Annotated in this window: 27 protein-coding genes; 22 read left to right on the top strand and 5 right to left on the bottom strand. The window is 54.9% G+C overall.

All coding sequences use genetic code 11. The features are described from left to right. The first annotated feature begins 1 nt into the window (after position 1). Genes mepA through ACOTX7_RS00710 form a run of 4 tightly spaced genes read left to right on the top strand, consistent with a single transcriptional unit; the run spans position 2 to position 2,469 of the window. Positions 2–826 (top strand): penicillin-insensitive murein endopeptidase, encoded by an 825-nt coding sequence (mepA, locus tag ACOTX7_RS00725; protein ID WP_221256286.1) that lies wholly within the window; start codon positions 2–4, stop codon positions 824–826. Continuing rightward, the gene (locus ACOTX7_RS00720) at positions 826–1,635 is read left to right on the top strand and encodes a sulfite exporter TauE/SafE family protein (RefSeq protein WP_003861386.1); all 810 of its coding nucleotides are present in this window, start codon (positions 826–828) and stop codon (positions 1,633–1,635) included. Before mepA ends, ACOTX7_RS00720 begins: the two co-directional genes overlap by 1 nt. After that, complete coding sequence (locus ACOTX7_RS00715; protein WP_221256285.1) at positions 1,635–2,180, top strand: elongation factor P hydroxylase; 546 nt, start codon at positions 1,635–1,637, stop codon at positions 2,178–2,180. The genes ACOTX7_RS00720 and ACOTX7_RS00715 overlap by 1 nt, the downstream gene beginning before the upstream one ends. Before the next feature lie 13 nt (positions 2,181–2,193). Then, positions 2,194–2,469 (top strand): YfcL family protein, encoded by a 276-nt coding sequence (locus tag ACOTX7_RS00710; RefSeq protein WP_006811417.1) that lies wholly within the window; start codon positions 2,194–2,196, stop codon positions 2,467–2,469. A 65-nt stretch (positions 2,470–2,534) separates the two neighbouring features. On the opposite strand, the gene mnmC is transcribed toward ACOTX7_RS00710, so the two are convergent. Then, the gene (gene mnmC / locus ACOTX7_RS00705; protein ID WP_221812880.1) at positions 2,535–4,532 is read right to left on the bottom strand and encodes a bifunctional tRNA (5-methylaminomethyl-2-thiouridine)(34)-methyltransferase MnmD/FAD-dependent 5-carboxymethylaminomethyl-2-thiouridine(34) oxidoreductase MnmC; all 1,998 of its coding nucleotides are present in this window, start codon (positions 4,530–4,532) and stop codon (positions 2,535–2,537) included. A gap of 158 nt (positions 4,533–4,690) precedes the next feature. Between mnmC and fabB the strand changes: the two genes are divergently transcribed. Together fabB and ACOTX7_RS00695 are read left to right on the top strand one after the other, a co-directional pair. Then, a complete protein-coding gene (gene fabB / locus ACOTX7_RS00700; protein WP_006811415.1) occupies positions 4,691–5,908 on the top strand; it encodes a beta-ketoacyl-ACP synthase I in 1,218 nt (405 codons plus the stop codon). A 68-nt stretch (positions 5,909–5,976) separates the two neighbouring features. After that, positions 5,977–7,155, top strand: coding sequence for an MFS transporter (locus ACOTX7_RS00695; protein ID WP_221812882.1), 1,179 nt, complete (start codon positions 5,977–5,979; stop codon positions 7,153–7,155). A gap of 38 nt (positions 7,156–7,193) precedes the next feature. On the opposite strand, the gene flk is transcribed toward ACOTX7_RS00695, so the two are convergent. Then, positions 7,194–8,198, bottom strand: coding sequence for a flagella biosynthesis regulator Flk (gene flk, locus ACOTX7_RS00690; RefSeq protein WP_006811413.1), 1,005 nt, complete (start codon positions 8,196–8,198; stop codon positions 7,194–7,196). Positions 8,199–8,309: 111 nt separating this feature from the next. Here flk and pdxB point away from each other — a divergent pair, with 111 nt between their 5' ends. The 15 genes from pdxB (at position 8,310) to hisP (ending at position 22,405) form a co-directional block, all read left to right on the top strand. After that, complete coding sequence (gene pdxB / locus ACOTX7_RS00685) at positions 8,310–9,446, top strand: 4-phosphoerythronate dehydrogenase PdxB (RefSeq protein WP_006811412.1); 1,137 nt, start codon at positions 8,310–8,312, stop codon at positions 9,444–9,446. A gap of 67 nt (positions 9,447–9,513) precedes the next feature. Beyond that, entirely contained in the window at positions 9,514–10,527 is a 1,014-nt protein-coding gene (locus ACOTX7_RS00680) for an aspartate-semialdehyde dehydrogenase (RefSeq protein ID WP_006811411.1), read from the top strand. Next, positions 10,527–11,339, top strand: a complete 813-nt coding sequence (gene truA / locus ACOTX7_RS00675) for a tRNA pseudouridine(38-40) synthase TruA (RefSeq protein WP_001286071.1) — start codon at positions 10,527–10,529, stop codon at positions 11,337–11,339. Before ACOTX7_RS00680 ends, truA begins: the two co-directional genes overlap by 1 nt. A gap of 28 nt (positions 11,340–11,367) precedes the next feature. Next, positions 11,368–12,027: a DedA family protein gene (locus ACOTX7_RS00670; RefSeq protein ID WP_006811410.1), complete on the top strand. Its 660-nt coding sequence runs from the start codon at positions 11,368–11,370 to the stop codon at positions 12,025–12,027. A gap of 154 nt (positions 12,028–12,181) precedes the next feature. Continuing rightward, a complete protein-coding gene (accD, locus tag ACOTX7_RS00665; protein WP_003861408.1) occupies positions 12,182–13,087 on the top strand; it encodes an acetyl-CoA carboxylase, carboxyltransferase subunit beta in 906 nt (301 codons plus the stop codon). A 69-nt stretch (positions 13,088–13,156) separates the two neighbouring features. Then, positions 13,157–14,425 carry a bifunctional tetrahydrofolate synthase/dihydrofolate synthase gene (gene folC / locus ACOTX7_RS00660; protein WP_047353424.1) on the top strand — a complete coding sequence of 423 codons (1,269 nt, stop codon included), beginning with the start codon at positions 13,157–13,159 and terminating at the stop codon, positions 14,423–14,425. Further along, entirely contained in the window at positions 14,415–15,101 is a 687-nt protein-coding gene (gene dedD, locus ACOTX7_RS00655) for a cell division protein DedD (RefSeq protein WP_221812885.1), read from the top strand. Before folC ends, dedD begins: the two co-directional genes overlap by 11 nt. A 256-nt stretch (positions 15,102–15,357) precedes the next feature. Continuing rightward, positions 15,358–15,846, top strand: coding sequence for a colicin V production protein (gene cvpA, locus ACOTX7_RS00650; protein WP_221257273.1), 489 nt, complete (start codon positions 15,358–15,360; stop codon positions 15,844–15,846). Between the two features lie 33 nt (positions 15,847–15,879). Beyond that, the gene (gene purF / locus ACOTX7_RS00645; protein WP_205922590.1) at positions 15,880–17,397 is read left to right on the top strand and encodes an amidophosphoribosyltransferase; all 1,518 of its coding nucleotides are present in this window, start codon (positions 15,880–15,882) and stop codon (positions 17,395–17,397) included. Between the two features lie 89 nt (positions 17,398–17,486). After that, positions 17,487–18,056 carry a UbiX family flavin prenyltransferase gene (locus ACOTX7_RS00640; protein ID WP_047353425.1) on the top strand — a complete coding sequence of 190 codons (570 nt, stop codon included), beginning with the start codon at positions 17,487–17,489 and terminating at the stop codon, positions 18,054–18,056. 290 nt (positions 18,057–18,346) lie between these two features. Next, positions 18,347–19,129 carry a lysine/arginine/ornithine ABC transporter substrate-binding protein ArgT gene (gene argT, locus ACOTX7_RS00635; RefSeq protein ID WP_006811405.1) on the top strand — a complete coding sequence of 261 codons (783 nt, stop codon included), beginning with the start codon at positions 18,347–18,349 and terminating at the stop codon, positions 19,127–19,129. A 225-nt stretch (positions 19,130–19,354) separates the two neighbouring features. After that, the gene (gene hisJ, locus ACOTX7_RS00630; RefSeq protein ID WP_003861421.1) at positions 19,355–20,137 is read left to right on the top strand and encodes a histidine ABC transporter substrate-binding protein HisJ; all 783 of its coding nucleotides are present in this window, start codon (positions 19,355–19,357) and stop codon (positions 20,135–20,137) included. A gap of 88 nt (positions 20,138–20,225) precedes the next feature. Then, entirely contained in the window at positions 20,226–20,912 is a 687-nt protein-coding gene (locus ACOTX7_RS00625; RefSeq protein ID WP_006811404.1) for a histidine ABC transporter permease HisQ, read from the top strand. Beyond that, positions 20,909–21,622 (top strand): ABC transporter permease, encoded by a 714-nt coding sequence (locus ACOTX7_RS00620; RefSeq protein ID WP_003861424.1) that lies wholly within the window; start codon positions 20,909–20,911, stop codon positions 21,620–21,622. The genes ACOTX7_RS00625 and ACOTX7_RS00620 overlap by 4 nt, the downstream gene beginning before the upstream one ends. 9 nt (positions 21,623–21,631) lie before the next feature. Continuing rightward, complete coding sequence (gene hisP / locus ACOTX7_RS00615) at positions 21,632–22,405, top strand: histidine ABC transporter ATP-binding protein HisP (RefSeq protein ID WP_032673977.1); 774 nt, start codon at positions 21,632–21,634, stop codon at positions 22,403–22,405. A 96-nt stretch (positions 22,406–22,501) separates the two neighbouring features. On the opposite strand, the gene ACOTX7_RS00610 is transcribed toward hisP, so the two are convergent. Then, on the bottom strand, positions 22,502–23,011 hold the full coding sequence (locus tag ACOTX7_RS00610) for a GNAT family N-acetyltransferase (RefSeq protein WP_221812887.1): 510 nt from the start codon (positions 23,009–23,011) through the stop codon (positions 22,502–22,504). A gap of 83 nt (positions 23,012–23,094) precedes the next feature. Continuing rightward, positions 23,095–23,355, bottom strand: a complete 261-nt coding sequence (locus tag ACOTX7_RS00605) for a helix-turn-helix domain-containing protein (protein ID WP_045343824.1) — start codon at positions 23,353–23,355, stop codon at positions 23,095–23,097. Between the two features lie 122 nt (positions 23,356–23,477). On the opposite strand from ACOTX7_RS00605, the gene ACOTX7_RS00600 reads away from it, so the two are divergent. Beyond that, positions 23,478–23,729, top strand: a complete 252-nt coding sequence (locus tag ACOTX7_RS00600; RefSeq protein WP_221812889.1) for a helix-turn-helix transcriptional regulator — start codon at positions 23,478–23,480, stop codon at positions 23,727–23,729. Positions 23,730–23,750: 21 nt separating this feature from the next. Here the strand turns inward: ACOTX7_RS00600 and ACOTX7_RS00595 are convergent, their stop codons facing one another. Then, entirely contained in the window at positions 23,751–25,571 is a 1,821-nt protein-coding gene (locus ACOTX7_RS00595; RefSeq protein ID WP_221812891.1) for an ATP-dependent nuclease, read from the bottom strand. Positions 25,572–25,598 lie beyond the last annotated feature (27 nt).

Genomic DNA, 25,598 nt, shown 5'->3' with positions numbered 1-25,598 from the left:
TATGAAAAAAACCGCAATCGCGCTGCTGGCGCTGTTGGCCAGTGGAGCAAGCCAGGCCGCCACGCCGTGGCAGAAAATCACTCACCCGGTGGCGGGGAGCGCGCAGTCCATTGGCGCTTTCTCCAACGGGTGTATCGTCGGTGCGCAGGCGCTGCCGTTGCAGTCAGATACGTATCAGGTGATGCGTACCGATCAGCGCCGTTATTTCGGTCATCCCGATCTGCTGCTGTTTATTCAGCGTCTTGGGAACCAGGTGCATAATCTGGGGCTGGGGACGATGCTGATTGGCGATATGGGGATGCCTGCCGGTGGTCGCTTCAACGGCGGTCACGCCAGCCACCAGACCGGACTGGATGTGGATATCTTCCTGCAATTGCCGAAAACGCGCTGGAGCTCGGCGCAGTTGCTGAAACCGCAGGCGCTGGATCTGGTCTCGGCCGACGGTAAACGGGTCGTCGCCTCGCGATGGTCGCCGGAAATTTCCAGCATGATTAAGCTGGCGGCAGAGGATAACGACGTCACGCGGATCTTTGTTAACCCAGCCATCAAGCAGCAGCTTTGCCTCGATGCGGGAACGGATCGCGACTGGCTGCGTAAAGTACGCCCGTGGTTCCAGCACCGGGCGCATATGCATGTTCGCCTGCGCTGCCCGGCGAACAGCCTGGAATGTGAAGATCAGCCGCTGCCACCGCCTGGCGATGGTTGCGGTTACGAACTGCAAAGCTGGTTTGAACCGGCTAAGCCTGGAACCTCTAAGCCTGAGAAGAAGACACCGCCTCCGTTGCCGCCTTCCTGCCAGGCGCTACTGGATGAGCATGTACTTTAATGGATAATTTCGTCGATCTGTTCATGGTGTCACCGCTGCTGCTGGCAGTGCTCTTTTTTGTTGCGATGTTAGCCGGATTTATCGATGCCCTGGCAGGCGGCGGCGGGTTGCTTACCGTTCCGGCGCTGCTGGCGGCAGGCATGAGCCCAGCCCAGGCGCTCGCCACCAACAAACTCCAGGCATGCGGCGGTTCGCTCTCCTCCTCGCTCTATTTCATTCGGCGCAAAGTGGTCAATCTCGCCGATCAGAAGCTCAATATCCTGATGACATTTATTGGCTCGACGGCGGGTGCGCTGCTGGTCCAGCACGTGCAGTCCGATATTTTGCGCCAGATCCTGCCGCTGCTGGTTATCTGTATCGGCCTCTATTTCTTACTGATGCCAAAGCTCGGGGAAGAAGATCGACAGCGTCGTCTTCACGGCCTGCCGTTTGCGCTGATTGCCGGTGGCTGCGTCGGTTTTTACGACGGATTCTTTGGCCCGGGGGCTGGCTCGTTTTATGCGCTGGCGTTCGTGACGCTGGCTGGGTTTAACCTCGCCAAATCCACCGCCCACGCTAAAGTTCTCAACGCGACCTCCAACGTTGGCGGTCTGCTGCTGTTTATCATTGGTGGCAAGGTTATCTGGGCTACCGGCTTTGTGATGATGGCAGGGCAGTTTTTGGGCGCGCGCGCAGGCTCGCGTCTGGTATTAAGCAAAGGGCAAAAGCTGATCCGTCCGATGATTGTTGTCGTCTCGGCGGTGATGAGCGCCAAACTTCTTTATGACAGCCATGGACAGGAGATCCTCACCTGGTTGGGGATGAACTAATGAACAGTACGCATAAATATGAACAGCTGATTGAGATTTTCGATCGCTGTTTTGCTGAAGATTTTAATACCCGTCTGATTAAAGGCGACGACGAACCGATCTATCTTCCTGCTGATGACGAGGTTCCGTATAACCGCATCATCTTTGCCCACGGCTTTTACGCCAGCGGTTTGCACGAGATTTCGCACTGGTGCATCGCGGGGAAAGCGCGTCGCGAGCTGGTGGACTTCGGTTACTGGTACTGCCCGGACGGTCGCGACGCCGCTACCCAGGGCCAGTTTGAAGATGTGGAGGTGAAACCCCAGGCGCTGGAATGGCTGTTCTGCGTGGCGGCGGGTTTCCCGTTCAATGTGAGTTGTGACAATCTCGAAGGCGACTTCGAGCCAGACCGTATCGTCTTCCAGCGCCGCGTGCATGCGCAGGTGATGGAATATCTTGAGAAAGGCATCCCGGAACGTCCGGCGCGCCTGATCGGGGCTTTACAGAATTATTACCACACGCCGGAGATCACGGCGGAATGCTTCCCTTGGCCGGAAGATCTTTAACAGAGGAAAGAAGATGATCGCAGAATTTGAATCACGCATTCTGGCGTTAATTGATGACATGGTGGAACACGCCAGTGACGATGAGCTGTTCGCCAGCGGTTATCTGCGTGGTCACCTGACGCTGGCGGTCGCCGCGCTGGAAGCCGGGGACGATCACTCTGCCGACGCCGTTCACGCGGAAGTCACTCGCAGCCTGGAAAACGCTATTCAGGCAGGGGAACTCTCTCCGCGCGATCAGTCTTTAGTGCTGGGCATGTGGGACAATTTATTCCAGCAGGCTAAACGCTAAGCCGCCGCCTTCTCTTCCCTCTCCCCTTTGGGGAGAGGGTCAGGGTGAGGGGATTCGACCGCACCCTACTTAACCCTTTTCCCCTTCAGCAATTTACGTACCCACAGTCGGTTCGGATTCAGTCCCGCGAGCGTAACCCTGTCCAGTGGAACTGGCTCATCGCTCATTTGCGCGGCCAGCACTTCAGCCAGCAACGGCGCGGAACACAATCCCCGCGAGCCTAAGCCACCCAGCATAAACAGTTCCGGATAAACCGGCGCACTTACCGCCGTTTCTTTGTTGTCTGCAAGATCCTGATAGACTTCAAGCGTGGCGTCATAGTCCGGTACGTTTCCCGCCATCGGCAGGTGATCGCGGGTCGCGCAGCGTACGCCGCAGCGCGCCTGACCCTCACTGACATCCACCTCTTTCGCCCAGGCCGCATGCGGGAAACAATCAATCAGCCGCTGGCGGTTTTGCTGCTGATCCGCTTCGCTGTACTGCATATCTGTTTCACCGCGATGGTAGCTGGCACCGATGCAGTGATGGCCGTTGGACGGATTTTGCGGCGTCAGGTAGCCGTCGTAACACAGCACCTGACGCAGTTTGCTCAGTTGGGGCGCGGCAGGGATATGGCTCACCTGGCCGCCGACTGGATAGACCGGTAATGTTTCTGTCTGCATAAACTGGCTGATGTTGTGCCCGTTTGCCAGCACAACGCTGGCATGCAGCGCCGCTTTGCCATCAGCAAAATGAAGCTCCCACCGTTCTGACCGGCTAAGCGATTCAACCTTGTGGCCATAGCGCACCGCCAGCCCTTGGGACTGGGCCAGGGCCATCACCGCAGCGGTCAGTTCAGCGGGGCACAGCCAGCCGCCAAGTGGATACTGAATACCGCCACAGCCGGTGTCGACGCCAGTGGTCTCAGCAACCTGCTGCGCCGTCACGGCATGGGCGATAGCCTCCGGCAGACCCAGCGACAGCATTTGTGTGATTTTCTGCTGGCTCTTCTCATCCCAGCCGAGCTGCGTCACGCCGCACCAGTCGTGATCAAACGTAACCGGCAGGCTATCGTAAAGGCGACGAGCAAACGTAAACGCCGCCGGGAAGAACTGGAACAGGGCCGGATCGTGTGAACTTAATAAGGGATAAAGTGCGCCCTGGCGGTTGCCTGATGCACCCGTCGCTGGGGCCTCGTCAGCGCAGTAGAGCGTCACCTGCCAGCCACGGTGCAGCAGCGCCAGCGAGAGCAGGGCGCTGGCAATACCGCCGCCCACTATGGCGACCTCACGCGACGTGCTGGGGCGACGGGCAAACCAGGGGGCCTGCGCCGGAATCGCCAGATCCTGTTCCATCACCCCGACCAGCATGTCGCGTTTGCGGCCAAAGCCTTTGGTTTTCCGCATGGTAAACCCCGCCTCCTGCAACCCACGGCGGACAAAGCCCGCGGAGGTGAAGGTGGCAAGCGTCGCGCCCGGGCGCGCCAGACGTGCCATGGCGCTGAACAGATGCGGGCTCCACATATCCGGGTTTTTGGCGGGCGCAAAACCGTCCAGGAACCAGGCATCCACCTTCTGATTCATGGTGTCATCGAGCTTATCGGTCAGGTCGTTAATGTCGCCCAGCCACAGGTCGAGCGTGACGCGTCCGTCGTCCAGAATCAGACGATGACAGCCACCGATGTGAGACGGCCACTGGGCCTGAAGCTGCTCCGCCCAGTGGGCAAGCTCCGGCCAGCGCTGATGGGCACGCCGCAGATCGTGCGCGGTAAGCGGAAATTTTTCGAAACTGATGAAATGTAATCTTTGTAAGGTAGCCTCGGGGTGTGCAGCGCGAAACTGGTCGAACGCCTGCCAGAGTGTCAGAAAATTCAGTCCGGTGCCGAAACCGCTCTCCGCTACGACAAACAGGCTGCGCGGATGAACAGGGAAGCGGGTGCTGAGATGATTTCCTTCGAGGAAGACATAGCGCGTCTCTTCCAGTCCGTTATCATTAGAAAAGTAGACGTCATCAAAATCTCGGGAAACAGGTGTACCCTCAGCGTTGAATTCGAGGTTGGCAGGTTGTATGGCGTTTTGTTTCACGTAAGTTACTCGTCCGACAGGCAGTGGCACGATCTTAACGATGTGAGCCTGTCGGTGCAAATTTCCACAGAAAATGGCTGATCGGACTTGTTCGGCGTACAAGTGTACGCTATTGTGCGACTCGAAACTTTTTATAGTGCGACTTACAGAGGTATTGAATGAAACGTGCAGTGATTACTGGCCTGGGCATCGTTTCCAGCATCGGTAATAACCAGCAGGAAGTCCTGGCATCTCTGCGTGAAGGACGCTCCGGGATCACTTTCTCTGAAGAGTTTAAAGATTCTGGAATGCGTAGCCACGTATGGGGTAACGTTAAACTGGACACCACCGGTTTAATTGACCGTAAAGTGGTTCGTTTCATGAACGATGCCTCTATCTACGCCTATCTTTCCATGCAGGAAGCGATCAAGGATTCTGGTCTGAGCGAAGACGTTTACCAGAACAACCCACGCGTGGGCCTGATTGCAGGTTCCGGCGGTTCCTCTAAAGCGCAGGTGTTCGGTGCTGACGCTATGCGTAGCCCGCGCGGCCTGAAAGCGGTCGGTCCTTACGTTGTGACCAAAGCCATGGGCTCTGCGGTATCAGCGTGCCTGGCAACGCCGTTCAAAATCCACGGTGTGAACTACTCCATCAGTTCCGCGTGTGCGACCTCCGCACACTGTATCGGTAATGCGGTTGAGCAGATCCAGCTGGGCAAACAGGACATCGTATTTGCTGGCGGCGGCGAAGAGCTGGGCTGGGAAATGGCCTGTGAGTTCGACGCGATGGGCGCACTGTCCACCAAATACAACGAAACGCCAGACAAAGCGTCCCGTACCTATGACGCACACCGCGATGGTTTTGTTATCGCTGGCGGCGGCGGTATGGTTGTGGTTGAAGAGCTGGAACACGCGCTGGCGCGTGGCGCGCACATCTACGCTGAGATCGTGGGCTACGGCGCAACGTCCGACGGCGCTGACATGGTTGCTCCATCCGGTGAAGGCGCGGTGCGCTGCATGAAGATGGCGATGCACGGTGTTGATACCCCAATCGACTACCTGAACTCCCACGGTACGTCTACGCCGGTAGGCGACGTGAAAGAGCTGGGCGCGATCCGTGAAGTGTTCGGCGACAACAGCCCGGCTATCTCTGCCACCAAAGCCATGACCGGTCACTCTCTGGGTGCGGCGGGCGTGCAGGAAGCGATCTACTCTCTGCTGATGCTGGAAAACGGCTTTATCGCCCCAAGCATCAACATCGACGAGATGGACGAGCAGGCGGCTGGCCTGAACATCGTGACCGAAACCACCGAACGTGAGCTGACGACCGTTATGTCTAACAGCTTCGGTTTCGGCGGCACCAACGCCACGCTGGTGATGCGTAAGCTGAAAGCGTAAGCGTTTGAAGGTATAGTAGAAGGGAGCCGCGCGGCTCCCTTTTTTTATGCCTGAACACGGAGTTATGCATGAAGGCTGCTACCCCTGAGAAGAGCGCTCCTTCCGGGAACCTTTCCCTTTTCCGCATCGCCTTTGCGGTGTTTCTGACCTATATGACCGTTGGCCTGCCGCTGCCGGTGATCCCCTTGTTTGTTCACCACGAGCTGGGCTATGGCAACACCATGGTCGGTATTGCGGTGGGCATTCAGTTTTTAGCGACGGTATTAACCCGGGGCTACGCCGGTCGCCTGGCGGATCAGCACGGTGCAAAACGCTCGGCGTTGCAGGGCATGTTGGCCTGCGGGCTGGCGGGGGGCGCCTGGCTGCTGGCGGCACTGTTACCGATTGAGGCAGCGTATAAATTCGCGCTGCTGGTAGCAGGGCGCCTGATCCTCGGCTTTGGCGAAAGCCAACTGCTGACCGGCACCCTGACCTGGGGAATGGGGCTGGTGGGGCCTGCACGTTCCGGTAAAGTGATGTCCTGGAACGGGATGGCGATATACGGCGCGCTGGCGGCAGGCGCTCCACTGGGGCTGCTGATCCACAGCCAGTTTGGTTTTGCGGCGCTGGCGGGTACCACCATGGTATTGCCGCTGCTGGCGTGGGCGTTTAACGGTTCGGTGCGTAAAGTGCCTGCCCATAAAGGCGAACGTCCTTCGCTGTGGAGCGTGGTGGGGCAAATCTGGCAGCCGGGGCTAGGGCTGGCGCTTCAGGGGGTGGGCTTCGCGGTTATTGGTACCTTCGTCTCCCTCTATTTCATGAGCCGCGGCTGGGCGATGGCGGGCTTTACGCTGACGGCCTTTGGCGGTGCGTTTGTGTTAATGCGCGTGCTGTTTGGCTGGATGCCGGATCGCTTTGGCGGCGTGAAGGTGGCCGTGGCGTCGCTGGTAATTGAAACCGTGGGTCTGGTACTGCTCTGGCAGGCGCCGTCCGCACCCGTTGCGCTGCTGGGCGCGGCGTTAACCGGCTGCGGCTGCTCGCTGATCTTCCCGGCGCTGGGCGTGGAGGTGGTGAAGCGCGTGGCTCCGCAGGTGCGCGGCACGGCGCTGGGCGGCTACGCGGCGTTTCAGGATATCTCTTACGGCATCACCGGGCCGCTGGCCGGGCTGCTTGCAACGTCGTTTGGCTATCCTTCCGTATTCCTCGCCGGTGCGGTGTCAGCGGTGGTGGGGATTGTGGTGACGCTGGTGGCGTTTCGCAAGCGGTAGTATGTTGCCGGGTAAGGCGTAGCCGCCACCCGGCAGTTTTAAGCAACCAGCCAGAAAATCGCCAGCGCAATCACCAACGCGATAAACATCAATCCCGGACGGGCAGAAAGCGTTTTAAACGTATCGACTACGGGGGCAAACAGCGGGTTGTAGATCGGCTGAATGTTTCGTACTTCCGGCACGCCGCCTTCCCGCTCGGCGCGGCGAACGAAGATCTGATTGAGCACATCCTGCACCTGCGCGGTGGTCAGCACCGTTTGCGGCGTAGCCTGCCAGTTCTGCTGAGCGTAATCCCGAATCATATCGAACTCGTGCGGTTCCAGCGGCTGTTTCAGCGCCGCCTGTACGCTGTGCAGGGTAGGGGCGCTCTGGGTGCTGAGCGTCTGACGCGCCTGGAGCCAGGTGACCAGATGGGTAAACTGTTTTGCCGGGATCATCTCGCCCGCTTTCACGCCGGAAAGTTCCAGCATGGATTGCCAGATGAGCTTTGTTGGCTCGCCGGTGGCGGCAGCCAGCTTAGTGACCATCTGCTTGAGCGTATTATGCTCCGCAGGCTGCAACGGACGCTCTGTCGACGGGCGCTGTTGCGGCTGTGGGATAGAAAGCTGATTGCTTTGCAGCAGGGTCAACACGGTTTTCAGCTGTTCCGGCGAAAGCTGGCTCAGGGCGGTATGACCGTACTGTTGACGGATAAAATCACTCACCGCCTGGCGATTATTCCCCTGGCCCAACAGCTCGGTCAGCTGCGAGATAATCTGACGGGTAGTATGTTGCTGCTGTGCGCTGGCAAGACGCTGGTTCAGGTTTTGTTCAGCGGCAGGGAAATGGCGCGACTGTAGCGGCGCATCGTTTCTGACGCCCAAATCGTGCTTAACGCCAGCCCATACCTCTGCGTTTTGCTGTGAGGTCAACGCAATAAGGCGCGTGATCAGCCGCTCCAGTACGGTGCGTTGCTGCGTGGAGAGCGGTTGTTCGCCTGGGGTGTTGGGCGTTACGGGGCCTTCACCCGGAGGGCGCGGAGGCGTACCTGAAATGGGCTGCATCGTCAAAAATCCTTAAAGTCAAACTCTGCGTAACCGGGCGGAGATATATGCCCGGCGGCGAGATTATGGCACACTTGGCAGGTTTACTTCCTCTCAAACAGGTACTCAGACGTGAAAATCCTCGTTGATGAAAATATGCCTTACGCCCGTGAGCTGTTCAGCCGCCTGGGTGAGGTTAAGGCTGTCCCTGGTCGCCCGATCCCGGTCAGCGAACTGGACGATGCAGACGCCCTGATGGTGCGCTCGGTGACCAAAGTAAATGAGGCACTGCTCTCCGGCAAAGGGGTTAAATTTGTCGGGACGGCAACGGCCGGGACCGATCATGTGGATGACCAGTGGCTTAAGCAGGCAGGGATTGGTTTTTCCGCGGCGCCAGGCTGTAACGCCATTGCCGTCGTGGAATATGTCTTTTCCTCACTATTGATGCTGGCCGAGCGTGATGGTTTTGCGCTGAAAGACCGCACCGTAGGAATTGTGGGGGTGGGCAACGTTGGCGGACGTCTGCAAAAGCGTCTTGAAGCCTGGGGTATTCGCACCCTGCTGTGCGATCCGCCGCGCAAGGACAACGGCGATGAAGGCGACTTCCGCGCGCTGGATGAGCTGGTCGACGAGTGCGATGTCATCACCTTCCACACGCCGCTCTTTAAAGAGGGGCCGTACAAGACTCTGCACCTGGCCGATGAAAAACGGATCCGCCGTCTGAAGGCTGGCACTATTCTGATAAATGCCTGCCGGGGGCCGGTGGTGGACAACGCGGCGCTGCTGAAATGTCTCGACGCGGGACAAGATCTGAGCGTCGTGCTGGACGTCTGGGAGCCAGAGCCGGATCTTAACGTCGCATTGCTGAATAAGGTGGACGTGGGTACCGCGCATATCGCGGGGTATACTCTCGAAGGCAAAGCGCGCGGCACAACCCAGGTGTTTGAGGCTTACAGCGCCTTTATCGGCCATCCGCAGCAGGTGGCGCTGGATACGCTGCTACCCGCGCCTGAATTTGGCCGCATCACCCTGCATGGCCCGCTCGATCAGGCAACGCTGAAAAGGCTGGTACATTTGGTGTATGATGTGCGCCGCGACGATGCGCTGCTGCGTAAAGTGGCGGGGATCCCGGGTGAGTTTGACAAGCTGCGCAAGCATTACGTTGAGCGCCGCGAGTGGTCTTCCCTGTATGTGATGTGCGATGACGCAGCGGCTGCGACGCTGCTGAAAGCGCTGGGTTTTAACGCCGTCCATCACCCGGCGCATTAATGTCTTCTTAATGCTCCCTGTCGGATACTCTGACAGGGACGCTTTTTTATTTCTGGAGTAAACCACCATGTCTGAAGGCTGGAACATTGCCATTTTGGGCGCCACTGGCGCCGTGGGCGAAGCCCTGCTTGAAACCCTTGCTGAGCGTCAGTTCCCGGTGGGTGAGATTTACGCGCTGGCGCGTACCGACAGCGCAGGAGAACATCTGCGTTTCGGCGGGAAATCCGTGATGGTGCAGGATGCCGCCGCGTTTGACTGGACGCAGGCTCAGCTGGCGTTTTTTGCCGCAGGAGCGGAAGCCACGGCGTCTTATATTGAAGAAGCGACCAATTCAGGCTGTCTGGTGATCGACCTGAGCGGCCTGTTCTCCCTGGAGCCGGATGTGCCGCTGGTGGTGCCGGACGTCAACCCGTTTGTGCTGGCTGACTACCGCAACCGTAACGTCATCGCGGTACCGAACAGCCTCACCAGCCAGCTGCTGACCGCGCTGAAGCCGCTGATCGACGACGGTGGTCTGTCGCGTATTTCCGTGACCAGCCTGCTGTCTGCCTCCGCTAACGGCAAAAAGGCTGTTGATGCGCTGGCAGGGCAGAGCGCGAAGCTGCTGAACGGCGTCCCGATCGACGAAGATGATTTCTTTGGCCGCCAGCTGGCGTTTAACATGCTGCCGCTGCTGCCGGATCGTGAAGGTTCGGTGCGGGAAGAGCGTCGTATTGTCGATGAAGCGCGCAAAATTTTGCAGGATGACGGGCTGATGATCTCCGCGAGTGTCGTGCAGTCTCCGGTCTTTTACGGCCACGCGCAGATGGTCGGCTTTGAAGCCCTGCGTCCGCTGGCGGCTGAAGAAGCCCGCGACGCGTTTGGCCGCGGTGAGGACATTGTCCTTTCCGAAGAGAGCGAATTCCCGACCCAGGTGGGCGACGCCACCGGCAGCGCGCATCTCTCCGTGGGCTGTGTGCGTAACGATTACGGAATGCCGGAGCAGGTGCAGTTCTGGTCCGTTGCCGACAACGTGCGTTTTGGCGGCGCGCTGATGGCGGTCAAAATCGCGGAAAAACTGGTGCAGGAGTATCTGTACTGATGTCTGATGTGGAACAGAAGCCGGTCCACAGAATTGCCCTCGGCATTGAGTACGATGGCAGTAAATACTATGGCTGGCAGCGTCAGAATGAGGTGCGCAGCGTCCAGGAGAAGCTGGAGAAAGCGCTCTCTCAGGTGGCGAATGAACCGATAAGCGTTTTCTGTGCGGGCCGCACCGATGCCGGCGTTCACGGCACGGGGCAGGTGGTGCATTTTGACACCACCGCCGTTCGCAAAGACGCGGCCTGGACGCTGGGTGTAAATGCGAATTTGCCTGGTGACATTGCCGTGCGTTGGGTGAAAGCTGTGCCGGATGATTTTCACGCGCGATTCAGCGCGACGGCGCGGCGCTACCGTTATGTCATCTACAACCAGCGCCTGCGTCCGGCGGTGTTAAGCCAGGGCGTGACGCATTTTTATGAACCGCTCGATGCAGAACGTATGCAGCGTGCGGCGCAGTGCCTGATTGGAGAGAATGATTTTACGTCGTTTCGTGCGGTGCAGTGTCAGTCCCGTACGCCGTGGCGTAACGTCATGCACATTAACGTCAGTCGTTATGGCGCGTATGTGGTGGTGGATATCAAAGCCAATGCCTTTGTACATCATATGGTGCGGAATATTGTGGGCAGCCTGATGGAAGTGGGCGCCGGACACCAGCCGGAGAGCTGGATTGCAGAACTGCTGGCAGCGAAGGACAGAACGCTTGCGGCAGCAACGGCGAAAGCGGAAGGGCTGTATCTGGTTTCGGTGGATTATCCGGACCGGTTCGACCTGCCAAAACCGCCAATGGGCCCGCTGTTTTTAGCGGACTAAACAAAGGTGCAATTAGGGCTTAGACAATATGGACGTAATACGTTTTCTGATTGATTTCATCCTGCATATTGATGTTCACCTGGCGGAGCTGGTCGCGCAGTACGGCGTCTGGGTGTATGCCATTCTGTTCCTGATCCTGTTCTGTGAAACCGGTCTGGTGGTGACCCCGTTCCTGCCGGGCGATTCGCTGCTGTTTGTGGCGGGTGCGTTATCCGCGCTGCCAACGAATGATCTGAATGTCCACCTGATGGTCGTCCTGATGATCATTGCCGCAATTATTGGTGATGCGGTCAACTACACCATCGGGCGGGTATTTGGCGAGCGGTTGTTCAGTAATCCGGACTCGAAGATTTTCCGTCGCAGTTATTTAGATAAAACCCATGCGTTCTATGAGCGCCATGGCGGCAAGACCATTATCCTTGCCCGCTTTGTGCCTATTGTGCGTACATTTGCACCGTTTGTGGCGGGAATGGGCCACATGTCCTATCGTCATTTTGCAATGTATAACGTGGTGGGCGCACTGCTGTGGGTGCTGCTCTTTACCTATGCGGGCTACCTGTTTGGCGATCTGCCTGTGGTTCAGGAAAATCTTAAGTTACTGATTGTAGCGATTATTGTGCTGTCCGTTCTGCCGGGGGTGATCGAAATCATTCGTCACAAACGCGCGGCGGCAAAACAAGCGAAGTAAATGCACGCTGGCGGTTCGACCACTTTTTTATCCAAAGTTTCGGGCTGTTATGTTTTAATGTGCAACATTCATGGTCTGTTGGAGGCAAAAATGGCATTATTCGCCTCTTACAGCAAAACTGGCATACGACCAGGTTCAGGCAGAAAGGTTATCAATGAGCTGGATTGAACGAATTAAAAGCAACATTACCCCGACGCGTAAAGCGAGCATTCCTGAAGGGGTATGGACGAAGTGTGATAGCTGCGGCCAGGTTCTGTATCGCGCAGAGCTGGAACGCAATCTTGAGGTGTGTCCGAAGTGTGACCACCACATGCGTATGTCGGCGCGCAACCGCCTGCATAGCCTGCTGGACGAAGGTTCTCTGGTAGAACTGGGCAGCGAACTGGAGCCAAAAGATGTGCTCAAGTTCCGCGACTCCAAAAAATACAAAGATCGTCTGGCCTCTGCACAGAAAGAGACCGGCGAGAAAGACGCGCTGATCGTCATGAAAGGCACCCTGCATGAGATGCCAGTGGTTGCCGCCGCGTTTGAGTTCTCCTTCATGGGCGGCTCAATGGGCTCTGTGGTGGGTGCGCGTTTCGTGCGTGCCGTTGAGCAGGCGCTGGAAGACAACTGCCCGCTGATCTGCTTCTCCGCCTCCGGTGGGGCACGTATGCAGGAAGCGCTGATGTCCCTGATGCAGATGGCGAAAACCTCTGCGGCGCTGGCGAAAATGCAGGAGCGCGGTCTGCCGTACATTTCGGTACTGACCGACCCAACTATGGGTGGCGTCTCCGCAAGCTTCGCGATGCTGGGCGACCTGAACATCGCCGAGCCAAAAGCGCTGATCGGCTTTGCCGGTCCTCGCGTTATCGAGCAGACCGTGCGTGAAAAACTGCCGCCGGGCTTCCAGCGCAGTGAGTTCCTCATCGAGAAAGGCGCCATCGATATGATCGTCCGCCGTCCGGAAATGCGCCTCAAACTGGCCAGCATTCTGGCGAAGCTGATGAATCTGCCAGCGCCGAACCCGGACGAGCCGCGCGAAGGCGTGGTGGTACCGGATCAGGAACCCGAGGCCTGATAACTGAAAAGGGCAGGGCCGAATGGCGCTGCCCTTTTGCTTTCTAACCGTTAATGACAACCGGGCATCATGGAAAATAAAAGCATTCCTCAAGCCACGTCGCCCCTGGCCGCGTGGCTTTCTTATCTGGAAAATCTGCACAGTAAAACTATCGACATGGGCCTTGAGCGCGTAAGCCAGGTTGCCGCGCGTCTTGACGTGCTGAAACCCGCGCCTTTCGTGTTTACCGTCGCCGGCACTAACGGTAAAGGCACCACCTGCCGCACGCTGGAATCTGTCCTGATGGCGGCGGGATACAAGGTTGGCGTATACAGCTCGCCGCATCTGGTGCGCTATACCGAGCGCGTGAGGGTGCAGAACACCGAGCTGGCGGAATCGGCCCATACGGCGTCGTTCGCTGCTATTGAAGCTGCGCGCGGGGAAACCTCATTAACCTATTTTGAATACGGCACCCTGTCGGCGCTGTGGCTGTTTAAACAGGCACAACTGGACGTGGTGATCCTGGAAGTGGGGCTGGGCGGGCGTCTGGATGCCACCAATATGGTGGATGCGGATGTCGCCGTCGTCACCAGCATCGCGCTGGATCACACCGACTGGCTGGGTCCGGACCGCGAAAGCATTGGTCGCGAGAAGGCCGGTATTTTCCGCGCCAACAAGCCCGCCGTGGTCGGTGAGCCGGACATGCCGCACACCATTGCTGATGTCGCAAACGAGAAGGGCGCACATCTGCTGCGTCGCGGCGAAGACTGGCAGTATGAGGTGCAGGACAACGGCTGGCGCTTTAGCGACGCCCACGGCGTGCTGGACAACCTGCCGCTGCCGCAGGTGCCACAGCCTAACGCGGCGACCGCGCTGGCGGCACTGCGCGCCAGCGGATTAGCGGTAAGCGAGCAGGCGATCCGTGACGGCATTCAGAACGCACTGCTGCCGGGGCGTTTTCAGATTGTGAGCGAGTCGCCGCGTCTGATTCTGGACGTGGCGCATAACCCGCACGCGGCGGCGTACCTCGCAGGACGTCTCAAATCGTTACCAAAAACCGGGCGCGTGCTGGCGGTTATCGGTATGCTTCATGATAAAGATATTGGCGGTACGCTGGCCTGCATGGAGAGTGTGGTCGATAGCTGGTATTGTGCTCCTCTGGAAGGGCCGCGCGGCGCGACTGCTGAGCAGTTGATGGAACATCTCGGCAAAGGCGAAATCTACAGCAGTGTGGTTTCGGCCTGGCGTGCTGCGATGGCGGAGGCTAAACCAGAAGATACCGTGCTGGTGTGTGGATCATTCCACACGGTGGCACATGTCATGGAAGTGATGGACGCGGGGAGAACCGGTGGCGAGTAAGTTTCAGAACCGTTTAACAGGAACCATTGTGCTGGTCGCGCTCGGGGTGATTATTCTCCCGGGTCTGCTCGACGGGCAGAAAAAGCATTACCAGGATGAATTTGCGGCCATACCGCTGGTACCTAAGCCGGGCGATCGCGAGGAGCCCGACATGCTGCCAGCGGCAACGCAGGCGCTGCCTGCCCAGCCGCCGGAAGGCGCAGCGGAAGAGGTGCGCGCAGGTGATGCAGCCGCGCCGTCGCTCGATCCTTCGCGTCTGGCGACGAACAATAACATCGAGATTGATCCGGTGCCGGTAGAACAGCCTAAGCCTGTTGAGAAGCCAAAACCGGTGGAGAAGCCGCAGCCGAAACCGCAGCGGGATAAAGCGGCCGAGCAACTGGCAGCCGCCTCAGACACGCCACCGCCAGCAAAACAAGACGCGGCACCGACCGGTAAAGCCTACGTTGTTCAGCTCGGTGCGTTGAAAAACGCTGATAAGGTCAATGAGATCGTGAGTAAACTGCGCGGTGCGGGATACCGTGTTTATACTTCACCCACCACGCCGGTGCAGGGTAAAATCACCCGTATCCTTGTAGGGCCGGATGCGTCGAAGGATAAGCTCAAAGGTTCGCTGGGCGAGCTGAAGCAGATCTCCGGGTTGAGCGGTGTGGTGATGAACTACAGCGCGAACTGATAAGATCTACCCCCCTCACCCTAACCCTCTCCCCAGAGGGGCGAGGGAATGGTTTGCTCCCTCTCCCTTGAGGGAGAGGGCTGGGGTGAGGGGGAATGGCAGGCGTCCAAAGAGACGTAATAAGCCAACGGCGTTGAGCATTTTTTCAGCGCCTTTTTTATTTATGCGTGGGAAGGAAATCCCTACGCAAACGTTTTCTTTTTCTGTTAGAATTCGCCCCGAACTGGATGACAGGGCGTTAAATCGTGGGACACATATGGTCTGGATTGATTACGCCATCATTGCGGTGATTGGTTTTTCCTGTCTGGTTAGCCTGATCCGTGGCTTTGTTCGTGAAGCGTTATCGCTGGTAACCTGGGGTTGTGCTTTCTTTGTTGCCAGTCATTACTACACTTACCTGTCTGTCTGGTTCACGGGCTTTGAAGATGAACTGGTCCGAAACGGAATCGCCATCGCGGTGCTGTTTATCGCGACGCTGATTGTCGGCGCTATCGTCAATTACGTGATAGGTCAGCTGGTCGAGAAAACCGGTCTGTCAGGAACGGACAGGGTGCTCGGCATCTGTTTCGGGGCGTTGCGAGGCGTGCTGATTGTGGCCGCGATCCTGTTCTTCCTGGATACCTTTACCGGGTTTTCCAAAAGTGAAGACTGGCAAAAATCGCAGCTCATTCCGGAGTTCAGCTTCATCATCAGATGGTTCTTTGACTATCTGCAAAGCACGTCGAGTTTCTTGCCCAGGGCATAAACCCTGAGATGTGGCTTAACGAGGAAAAGACGAATGTGCGGTATTGTCGGTATCGCCGGTTTCATGCCGGTAAACCAGTCGATTTATGACGCGTTAACGGTGCTTCAGCACCGTGGGCAGGATGCTGCGGGTATCATCACCATTGATGCAAACAACTGCTTCCGTTTACGTAAGGCGAATGGCCTGGTAAACGATGTGTTTGAAGCCCGCCATATGCAGCGTCTGCAAGGTAATATGGGGATCGGTCACGTTCGTTATCCTACTGCTGGCAGTTCCAGCGCCTCTGAGGCTCAGCCTTTTTACGTTAACTCCCCGTATGGCATCACGCTTGCCCACAATGGCAACCTGACCAACGCCCACGAGCTACGTAAAAAGCTGTTTGAAGAGAAACGTCGCCACATTAACACCACCTCTGATTCTGAAATCCTGCTCAATATCTTTGCCAGTGAGCTGGACAACTTCCGCCATTATCCGCTGGAAGCAGACAACATTTTTGCCGCCGTTGCCGCGACTAACCGCCTGATCCGTGGCGCGTACGCTTGCGTAGCGATGATCATCGGTCACGGTATGGTAGCCTTCCGCGATCCAAACGGCATCCGCCCGCTGGTGCTCGGCAAACGTGACCTCGGCGATGGACGCTCCGAGTATATGGTTGCCTCCGAAAGCGTGGCGCTGGATACCCTGGGCTTCGAATTCCTGCGTGATGTCGCGCCAGGCGAAGCGGTCTACATCACTGAGAAGGGCCAGCTGTTTACCCGTCAGTGCGCCGACAACCCGGTGAGCAACCCGTGCCTGTTCGAATACGTTTACTTCGCGCGTCCGGATTCGTTCATCGACAAGATTTCCGTTTACAGTGCGCGCGTGAATATGGGCACCAGGCTGGGCGAGAAGATAGCCCGTGAGTGGGACGATCTCGACATCGACGTGGTGATCCCAATCCCTGAAACCTCCTGTGATATCGCGCTGGAGATTGCCCGCATTCTGGACAAGCCGTACCGTCAGGGCTTCGTGAAGAACCGCTACGTGGGCCGCACCTTTATCATGCCGGGCCAGCAACTGCGTCGTAAATCCGTACGTCGTAAGCTGAACGCTAACCGTGCCGAGTTCCGCGACAAGAACGTGCTGCTGGTGGATGACTCCATCGTGCGCGGCACGACGTCTGAGCAGATCATCGAGATGGCGCGCGAGGCCGGGGCGAAGAAAGTGTATCTTGCCTCCGCAGCCCCAGAAATTCGCTTCCCGAACGTGTACGGCATTGATATGCCAACCGCTAACGAGCTGATTGCGCATGGTCGTGAAGTGGATGAGATTCGCCAGATCATCGGGGCCGACGGCCTGATTTTCCAGGATCTGAACGATCTGATCGACGCGGTGCGCGCCGAGAACCCGGATATTCAGCAGTTCGAATGCTCGGTGTTCAATGGGATCTACGTGACGAAAGACGTTGACCAGCAGTATCTCGACTACCTTGATTCGCTGCGTAACGACGATGCGAAAGCCGTCCAGCTGCAAAACGATCTCGAAAGTTTAGAGATGCACAACGAAGGTTGATGCGCATGCAGGTGAGGGCGCTCGCCCTCACTTGCAACTCCCCGTAAAATCCTGCACAGTCTGCCCTGAAATCAGCAAGGGCGAAAATCATGAAACGACTCATTGTAGGGATCAGCGGTGCCAGCGGCGCGATTTATGGCGTCCGGCTGTTACAGGTGCTGCGTAACGTTCCAGGCGTAGAAACCCATCTGGTGATGAGCCAGGCGGCGCGTCAGACCCTCTCTCTTGAAACCGATCTCTCGCTGCGCGACGTGCAGGCCCTGGCTGACGTTGTCCACGATGCCCGCGATATCGCCGCCAGCATCTCCTCAGGCTCGTTCAAAACGGCCGGTATGGTGATCCTGCCCTGTTCCATTAAAACCCTCTCCGGCATTGTGAACAGTTATACCGACACGCTGGTGACGCGCGCGGCGGATGTGGTGCTGAAAGAGCGTCGGCCGCTGGTGCTCTGCGTGCGGGAAACGCCGCTGCATCTTGGCCATTTGCGCCTGATGACCCAGGCTGCCGAACTGGGAGCCGTGATTATGCCGCCGGTCCCCGCGTTCTATCATCGCCCGCAGTCGCTGGACGATGTCATTAACCAGACCGTTAACCGCGTGCTGGATCAGTTCGATATCGACCTGCCGGAAGATCTCTTTACCCGCTGGCAGGGGGCGTGAAACTGTGCACACACAAGGTGCATGAAAAGACAATTTGCCCTGTTTCAGGGCAAAACTGCAACCGCGATCATATCCTCGACATTTAATTCGCTTTTTCCCTTTTTCTCTTTCCGGTTCGTTCGGCAGACCTGCTATCTTTCACCATTAAGGCAGTATCGCAACGTTTTATTAACATATTTAACGTCGTAGTTTTTATCCGACGACAATGTGGCATAAGACCTGCAAGAGCAGCCTGCAACACAACACACAACATAAACCATAATAAAATCACGGTTCTTGAGGGTAAATGTATGAAGAAGACGGTTCTGGCTCTGTCTTTGCTCGTGGGCTTGAGTGCAGCAGCAGGCAGCTATGCAGCGCTTCCACAGACAGTTCGTATCGGTACAGACGCAACCTATGCGCCATTCTCATCCAAGGATGCGAAAGGCGATTTCGTAGGGTTTGATATCGATCTGGGAAATGAGATGTGCAAACGCATGGAAGTGAAATGCACATGGGTGGGCAGTGACTTTGACGCGCTGATCCCGTCGCTGAAAGCCAAGAAAATTGATGCCATTATCTCTTCTCTCTCCATCACGGAAAAACGTCAGCAGGAGATCGCCTTCTCTGAGAAGCTCTACGCTGCCGATTCACGTCTGATTGCCGCGAAAGGTTCCCCCATCCAGCCGACCATCGACTCGCTGAAAGGCAAGCATGTTGGTGTGCTTCAGGGCTCGACTCAGGAAGGTTACGCGAATGCCAACTGGCGCGAGAAGGGCGTCGATGTGGTTGCCTACCAGAATCAGGATTTGATCTATTCTGACCTGGCGGCAGGCCGTCTGGATGCCGCGTTCCAGGATGAAGTCGCCGCGAGCGAAGGCTTCCTGAAACAACCTGCGGGTAAAGAGTACGCCTTTGCCGGCCCGTCGGTAAAAGACAAAAAGTACTTTGGCGACGGCACCGGTATTGGCCTGCGTAAGGATGATACCGAACTGAAAGCCGCCTTCGACAAAGCGTTTAATGAGCTGCGTAAAGACGGTACCTACGACAAACTGGCGAAGAAATACTTCGATTTCAACGTCTACGGTGATTAATGGCTGAATGATATGCATCGAATTGGTGCATATCAGGCGGAAATGTTCCAGTATGGTGCAGCACATGCACCATACTGGATCGTTGTGTGCATAGTTAAGCATTTAAAATGCAAAAATTCCCGTTCAGAGGCATTAATCTTTGCCTGAATGAGGGGATTAATGGCACATTAACACTACCCCGTCGTCGTAAAAATCTCGTATTAAGACAGTTTGTTGAGGACAGATATGAAAAAACTGGTGTTGTCACTTTCTCTGGTACTGGCCTTTTCCAGCGCCACCGCGGCATTCGCAGCCATTCCGCAGAAAATTCGTATTGGAACTGACCCAACCTATGCACCTTTCGAATCGAAGAATGCGAAGGGGGAACTGGTCGGTTTTGACATTGATCTGGCTAACGAGCTGTGCAAACGCATTAAAGCGCAATGTACCTACGTTGAAAACCCGCTGGATGCGCTGATCCCGTCTCTGAAAGCGAAAAAAATCGACGTGATCATGTCCTCCCTGTCCATCACAGAAAAACGCCAGCAGGAGATTGCCTTTACGGACAAACTCTACGCGGCAGATTCCCGTCTGGTGGTAGCGAAATCCTCTGACATTCAGCCAACCCTTGAATCTCTGAAAGGCAAACGCGTGGGCGTGTTGCAGGGGACTACGCAGGAAACCTACGGCAACGAGCACTGGGCACCTAAAGGGATTGAAATTGTCTCTTACCAGGGTCAGGAAAACATCTACGCAGACCTTACGGCAGGCCGTATTGACGCGGCATTCCAAGATGAAGTGGCGGCAAGCGAAGGCTTCCTGAAACAGCCTGTGGGAAAAGATTACAAATTCGGCGGTCCATCCATTAAGGATGAAAAACTCTTTGGCGTCGGCACCGGTATGGGCCTGCGTAAAGAAGACAATGAACTGCGTGAAGCCCTGAACAAAGCGTTCGCCGAAATGCGCGCGGATGGCACCTACGACAAGCTGGCGAAAAAGTACTTCGATTTTAATGTTTACGGCGGCTAATCGCCCCGTCTGATAACGTGCGGCCCCTCCCGTTTCGGGAGGGGAAAAGACACGGTTCCACCACTCACGAGACGACAGGGCACGCGGTATGCTGTACGGATTTTCTGGCGTTATTTTACAGGGCGCGCTTGTCACCCTTGAGCTGGCTATCAGCTCCGTGGTGCTGGCGGTGCTGATAGGCCTGGCGGGCGCGGGGGCAAAATTATCCGCCAACAGACCGCTGGCGCTGATATTTGAAGGCTATACCACGCTGATTCGCGGCGTTCCTGACCTGGTGCTGATGCTGCTGATCTTTTACGGTCTGCAAATCGCACTGAATGGCGTGACGGATGCCATCGGCATGGATCAGATCGATATCGACCCCATGGTGGCCGGTATTATTACCCTTGGCTTTATCTACGGCGCCTACTTTACAGAGACCTTCCGCGGCGCTTACATGGCCGTGCCGAAGGGGCACATTGAAGCGGCGACCGCCTACGGTTTTACCTCTTCACAAACGTTTCGCCGGATCATGTTCCCGGCCATGATGCGCTACGCGCTGCCGGGTATCGGTAACAACTGGCAGGTTATTCTCAAGGCAACGGCGCTGGTCTCTCTGCTGGGGCTGGAAGATGTGGTGAAGGCCACCCAGCTGGCAGGTAAAAGCACCTGGGAGCCGTTCTATTTTGCGGTGGTCTGCGGTGTGATCTATCTGGTCTTTACGACCGTCTCCAATGGTGTGCTGCTTCTGCTCGAACGTCGCTACTCCGTGGGTGTGAAGAGGGCTGACCTGTGATTGAGATTATTCAGGAGTACTGGAAATCCCTGCTGTGGACGGATGGCTACCGCTTTACCGGCGTGGCGATCACGCTCTGGCTGCTGATTTCCTCGGTGGTAATGGGCGGCATTCTGGCGGTGTTTCTCGCCATCGGTCGCGTGTCGAACAACAAATTTATCCAGTTCCCGATCTGGCTGTTCACCTACGTGTTTCGCGGTACGCCGCTGTACGTGCAGCTGCTGGTGTTCTATTCGGGGATGTACACGCTGGAGATCGTGAAAGGCACCGAGATGCTCAACGCGTTCTTCCGCAGCGGTCTGAACTGTACGGTGCTGGCGCTGACCCTCAATACCTGCGCCTACACCACTGAGATCTTCGCCGGGGCCATTCGTTCCGTGCCGCACGGTGAGATTGAGGCGGCGCGCGCGTACGGCTTCTCCTCCGTGAAGCTTTACCGCTGTATTATTCTGCCTTCAGCGCTGCGTATTGCACTGCCGGCGTACAGCAATGAAGTGATTTTAATGCTGCATTCCACGGCGCTGGCGTTTACCGCCACGGTACCGGATCTGTTAAAGATTGCCCGCGATATTAACTCTGCCACCTACCAGCCGTTTACGGCGTTTGGCATTGCGGCAGTGCTCTATTTGATCATTTCTTACGTTCTGATCAGCCTGTTCCGTAAGGCTGAAAAACGCTGGTTGCAGCATATAAAACCGTCGACGCACTGAGAATTTATGATGGCTGAGAACAAATTAAACGTAATTGATTTGCACAAGCGCTACGGCGAACATGAAGTGCTGAAAGGGGTGTCGCTGGAGGCTAACGCGGGCGACGTGATCAGTATTATCGGCTCATCAGGTTCGGGTAAAAGTACCTTCCTGCGCTGCATCAACTTCCTCGAAAAGCCGAGCGAAGGATCGATTGTGGTGAGCGGACAGAACATTAACATGGTCCGTGATAAAGACGGTCAGCTTAAAGTAGCGGATAAAAACCAGCTGCGCCTCCTGCGTACGCGTCTGACGATGGTGTTCCAGCACTTCAACCTCTGGAGCCACATGACGGTGCTGGAGAACGTGATGGAAGCGCCCATTCAGGTGCTCGGCTTAAGCAAGCAGGAAGCCCGCGAGCGTGCGGTGAAATACCTGGCGAAAGTGGGTATCGACGAGCGTCAGCAGATCAAATATCCGGTACACCTGTCAGGGGGTCAACAGCAGCGCGTTTCCATCGCCCGTGCGCTGGCGATGGAGCCGGAAGTGTTGCTGTTTGATGAACCGACCTCCGCGCTGGATCCTGAACTCGTTGGCGAAGTGCTGCGCATCATGCAGAAGCTGGCCGAAGAGGGCAAAACGATGGTCGTGGTGACGCACGAGATGGGCTTCGCCCGTAACGTTTCTAACCACGTTATCTTCCTGCATCAGGGCAAGATTGAGGAGCAGGGGCACCCGGATGAGGTGCTGGCGAACCCGCAAAGCCCGCGTTTGCAGCAGTTCCTGAAGGGTTCGTTGAAGTAAGAGGCACAGGCCAATCGCCCGGTGGCGCGTCGCTTACCGGGCCTACGGATTGGGTTGTTCTCCCTCTCCCCGTGGGAGAGGGCCGGGGTGAGGGCATCACACCGTACCACACTCCAGCCGATATCCCCAGTCGTCATACCGCACGCCGTTAATCTCATACGCCTTCTCCAGCACCTGCGTACGTACAAAACCGGCTTTCTCCAGCACCCGCACCGACCCGCTGTTATCCGCCAGCACCCAGGCGTTAATCGCCTTCACGCCCGCCTGGTTAAAGGCGTAATCACACACCGCACGCAGCGCCTCGCTGGCAATGCCTTTGCCCTGCGCGGCAGGCACAACCGTGTAGCCAATATCCGCCTCTTCACGGTTTGCCGGGCTGATTTGCAGGCCAATATCACCCAACGGCGTATTGTCATTCTGGAAACGGATCACAAAGACATGCTCCGCCATCAGGCGCGCGGCAAATACGCGGCGCGTCTCTTTTTCCGGCGTGATTGCGGCCATGTAGCGCATGATGGTGGGGTCTTCACGCAGAGAGCGGAAGAATGCCCAGTCAGAAGGTTCGAAAGGGGTGAGGTGGAGCCGGGGAGTGGTGATGGTTGCCATTGTTACGCCATTCCGATGAATTTGGCTTAATACCTTAACACCGGAATGGAACTGGCGAACAGAATGGATTTTGTTGGTGGGGGTTAGCGTTTGGTCCTCATCAACTTAGAACGATCAACATAGTTGCCATATTGATCGTAATAGCGACTGGGCCAGATCGACGCCGCATCTCTTTCAAGTGCATCCGCGATGATCTTTTCCCCCTTGGGCCACGGCCTGGAGAGCGCGTTTGCAAGCGTAGAAGAACTTAAACCCGCCTGGCGTGAAAGAGCTGCAAGTGACAGCTTACGCTTGTGGAGCATGGCGATGATATCTGCTGGGTGCATGTCCTGATTTCTATTCATACATTTTCCTTTATATATGATTTTGTTCAAATTGCAGATATAAATACTAAGTAATACTTAGTACATTTTCAATAATGGGATACCAGAATCATGACTCTACTTCCAGATTTTGAAGAGTCATCATGCTTCCCCATCGACTTAAAGCGGCGCGACTGAAAGCGGGACTATCACAGCAAAAACTTGGGATCCTTGCGGGGATTGATGAAGCGACGGCTAGCGCACGTATGAACCAGTATGAGAAGGGGATCCACACTCCTGACTTTGCGCTGGCGTGCAAGTTGGCGGAGGTGCTGAATATACCGGCTTGTTATTTTTATACGGTCGAAGATGATTTGGCTGAATATATTGAAAGTTATAAAAAAGCCAACTCGTAAATAGTTGGCTTGTATAATTAACTAGCGGAGATGATCAAGATAAGGTGAGTGAAGATTTAAAAAAATATCTCGCCAGTTTTGAAGAAGGGTACTAAAATCAGTTCCCCATTCTTGCTGTATAAAATTATATGCTTTATATGGTTTATCTTTCGAAGGCGCGTCATAGCCGAGAATATCTTCTATGCAGTTATTAACCATTATTCTACGTGCCTCACCTGTTTCGGCTAAAATCAATGGGTTAATTAATTCCGCTTTTGGTGTTCCTATATCAGAATCGTGTAAAATGATGTAGTCAATTCCTAATGCATTTAGGTATTTAGCCATTGAAATCATAACCGCCTTTCCTCTGGCACGCAAAATCTCGCAATTTCCTATAGCTATAGACTTTTGTTCTGGAGAAAGTCTTTTAATAGTTTCTCTTACCATGACTTCTTCAGTATCACCTTCGACAAATATACATTTATTTGTAAAGAATATTCTAGCAATATAATCATCAATCTTCAGGAGCATTTTAAGATTTAATTTTTCATTCTCTTGTAAACTTGTGAATGCTTGTTCAAGATTAAAAGAATGAGTGGATGTAAAATCATTTTCGCTTACAGAGAATTTAGTGAGGCTTAAGTTAATATCTGATCCTAAATTTATCATGTAAGGCGAATGTGTTGTCGCTACAATTTGACTTATGCCCGATGCGAATTGATAGATTGTATCTCTCATCTGACTTGCAGCAGCAGGGTGTAAATATATTTCTGGTTCTTCGAAGCATAGAATTGTTGATCTTTGGGATTCTTCATGCGTATTCAAATAATCCTGTATAAATCTAATCAATTGAAAAGCAGTGCACCTAATAATTCCATGGCCTTGATAACTTACTGAAGTTCTGACATTGCTTTCCATTTCAACATTAAATAATGGTTTAATTACTTTATCTGCATCATCTAAATTTGCAGTTACATGTATAGATGCATTTGGAAATAAAGAATGTGCCATTATATTCAGATCTTGTATCAATCGTCCGAAATCTGTTTCCCTGTCTTGTGGATTCATTTCTCTGGCAAGTAAAGAAAGATGTTGCTGAGCTTGAGTATAGTTATCAGATCTGTTTCTGACACTTTTGAATAGATCGCCTAATAGACTTAATAGAGCCCCATTTTGGCTAGTTAATTCAGACATGCACGATTCGGCTGGAATGATAATTACTTTTGGCAGTTTAGATATTATATTGCCTGGGATGCCGCCTGGATTTTTTACCCAAGTTGCTGCAGAATCTGCAACAACATCCCATAGTTGCGGTAGTTCGTTTGCTTTTTCTTTATTTGCTTTCGTATTTAGCGATGTATTTAAATTATCAACACCGAAATGATCTGTTAGAAATTTAACTGTAAAATCATCGCCCTCAAGTTCTGCAGGAGTTTGCGCTGCAAGATACTTTTCACTTCTGTTTTTGTTTTTCTCCATTATATAAATTTCAGGTTTTGTGCTTGTAATACTCCACACTTTCCTGTAAACAATTTTATTGTTTGTTTCTCCAGGTAAAGGGTGTTCATTCCTAATAATTCTACCTTTAAACCCTATCCATGTTTCCGCTTCGTCAGGAATATTATGGTATTCCCCTATTATTTCTATAGTCTCTTCTTTTATGTAATCATCACGTTCTTGGTTATAACATTTAGAATAATCGTCTGATGTAGGATTAATATTTTGATGGAGTAATTGCAATGCCCTGAAAACACTGGACTTTCCAGCATTGTTTGAACCAATTAAGAACGTGGCATCTCTAAAGTTTATTGTGCAGTCTTTTAATTTTCTAAAGTTTTTTATAATTAAATTATCCAAACGCATTTTAATTTCCTTATAGGTTTATTTGTC

This window comes from Enterobacter cloacae complex sp. IR5418, from assembly GCF_049238105.1.
GTDB lineage: Bacteria > Pseudomonadota > Gammaproteobacteria > Enterobacterales > Enterobacteriaceae > Enterobacter > Enterobacter hormaechei.
The sequence above is the reverse complement of the archived record's forward strand: the minus strand, read 5'-3'. Positions and strand labels throughout refer to the sequence as shown.

What these genes read in the sequence shown, in the direction of transcription:
- mepA (WP_221256286.1), top strand. Translation starts at nt 2, where the DNA reads ATGAAAAAAACCGCAATCGCGCTGCTGGCGCTGTTGGCCAGTGGAGCA.
- ACOTX7_RS00720 (WP_003861386.1), top strand. Translation starts at nt 826, where the DNA reads ATGGATAATTTCGTCGATCTGTTCATGGTGTCACCGCTGCTGCTGGCA.
- ACOTX7_RS00715 (WP_221256285.1), top strand. Translation starts at nt 1,635, where the DNA reads ATGAACAGTACGCATAAATATGAACAGCTGATTGAGATTTTCGATCGC.
- ACOTX7_RS00710 (WP_006811417.1), top strand. Translation starts at nt 2,194, where the DNA reads ATGATCGCAGAATTTGAATCACGCATTCTGGCGTTAATTGATGACATG.
- fabB (WP_006811415.1), top strand. Translation starts at nt 4,691, where the DNA reads ATGAAACGTGCAGTGATTACTGGCCTGGGCATCGTTTCCAGCATCGGT.
- ACOTX7_RS00695 (WP_221812882.1), top strand. Translation starts at nt 5,977, where the DNA reads ATGAAGGCTGCTACCCCTGAGAAGAGCGCTCCTTCCGGGAACCTTTCC.
- flk (WP_006811413.1), bottom strand. Translation starts at nt 8,198, where the DNA reads ATGCAGCCCATTTCAGGTACGCCTCCGCGCCCTCCGGGTGAAGGCCCC.
- ACOTX7_RS00680 (WP_006811411.1), top strand. Translation starts at nt 9,514, where the DNA reads ATGTCTGAAGGCTGGAACATTGCCATTTTGGGCGCCACTGGCGCCGTG.
- truA (WP_001286071.1), top strand. Translation starts at nt 10,527, where the DNA reads ATGTCTGATGTGGAACAGAAGCCGGTCCACAGAATTGCCCTCGGCATT.
- ACOTX7_RS00670 (WP_006811410.1), top strand. Translation starts at nt 11,368, where the DNA reads ATGGACGTAATACGTTTTCTGATTGATTTCATCCTGCATATTGATGTT.
- accD (WP_003861408.1), top strand. Translation starts at nt 12,182, where the DNA reads ATGAGCTGGATTGAACGAATTAAAAGCAACATTACCCCGACGCGTAAA.
- folC (WP_047353424.1), top strand. Translation starts at nt 13,157, where the DNA reads ATGGAAAATAAAAGCATTCCTCAAGCCACGTCGCCCCTGGCCGCGTGG.
- cvpA (WP_221257273.1), top strand. Translation starts at nt 15,358, where the DNA reads ATGGTCTGGATTGATTACGCCATCATTGCGGTGATTGGTTTTTCCTGT.
- purF (WP_205922590.1), top strand. Translation starts at nt 15,880, where the DNA reads ATGTGCGGTATTGTCGGTATCGCCGGTTTCATGCCGGTAAACCAGTCG.
- ACOTX7_RS00640 (WP_047353425.1), top strand. Translation starts at nt 17,487, where the DNA reads ATGAAACGACTCATTGTAGGGATCAGCGGTGCCAGCGGCGCGATTTAT.
- argT (WP_006811405.1), top strand. Translation starts at nt 18,347, where the DNA reads ATGAAGAAGACGGTTCTGGCTCTGTCTTTGCTCGTGGGCTTGAGTGCA.
- hisJ (WP_003861421.1), top strand. Translation starts at nt 19,355, where the DNA reads ATGAAAAAACTGGTGTTGTCACTTTCTCTGGTACTGGCCTTTTCCAGC.
- ACOTX7_RS00625 (WP_006811404.1), top strand. Translation starts at nt 20,226, where the DNA reads ATGCTGTACGGATTTTCTGGCGTTATTTTACAGGGCGCGCTTGTCACC.
- hisP (WP_032673977.1), top strand. Translation starts at nt 21,632, where the DNA reads ATGGCTGAGAACAAATTAAACGTAATTGATTTGCACAAGCGCTACGGC.
- ACOTX7_RS00610 (WP_221812887.1), bottom strand. Translation starts at nt 23,011, where the DNA reads ATGGCAACCATCACCACTCCCCGGCTCCACCTCACCCCTTTCGAACCT.
- ACOTX7_RS00605 (WP_045343824.1), bottom strand. Translation starts at nt 23,355, where the DNA reads ATGAATAGAAATCAGGACATGCACCCAGCAGATATCATCGCCATGCTC.
- ACOTX7_RS00600 (WP_221812889.1), top strand. Translation starts at nt 23,478, where the DNA reads ATGCTTCCCCATCGACTTAAAGCGGCGCGACTGAAAGCGGGACTATCA.
- ACOTX7_RS00595 (WP_221812891.1), bottom strand. Translation starts at nt 25,571, where the DNA reads ATGCGTTTGGATAATTTAATTATAAAAAACTTTAGAAAATTAAAAGAC.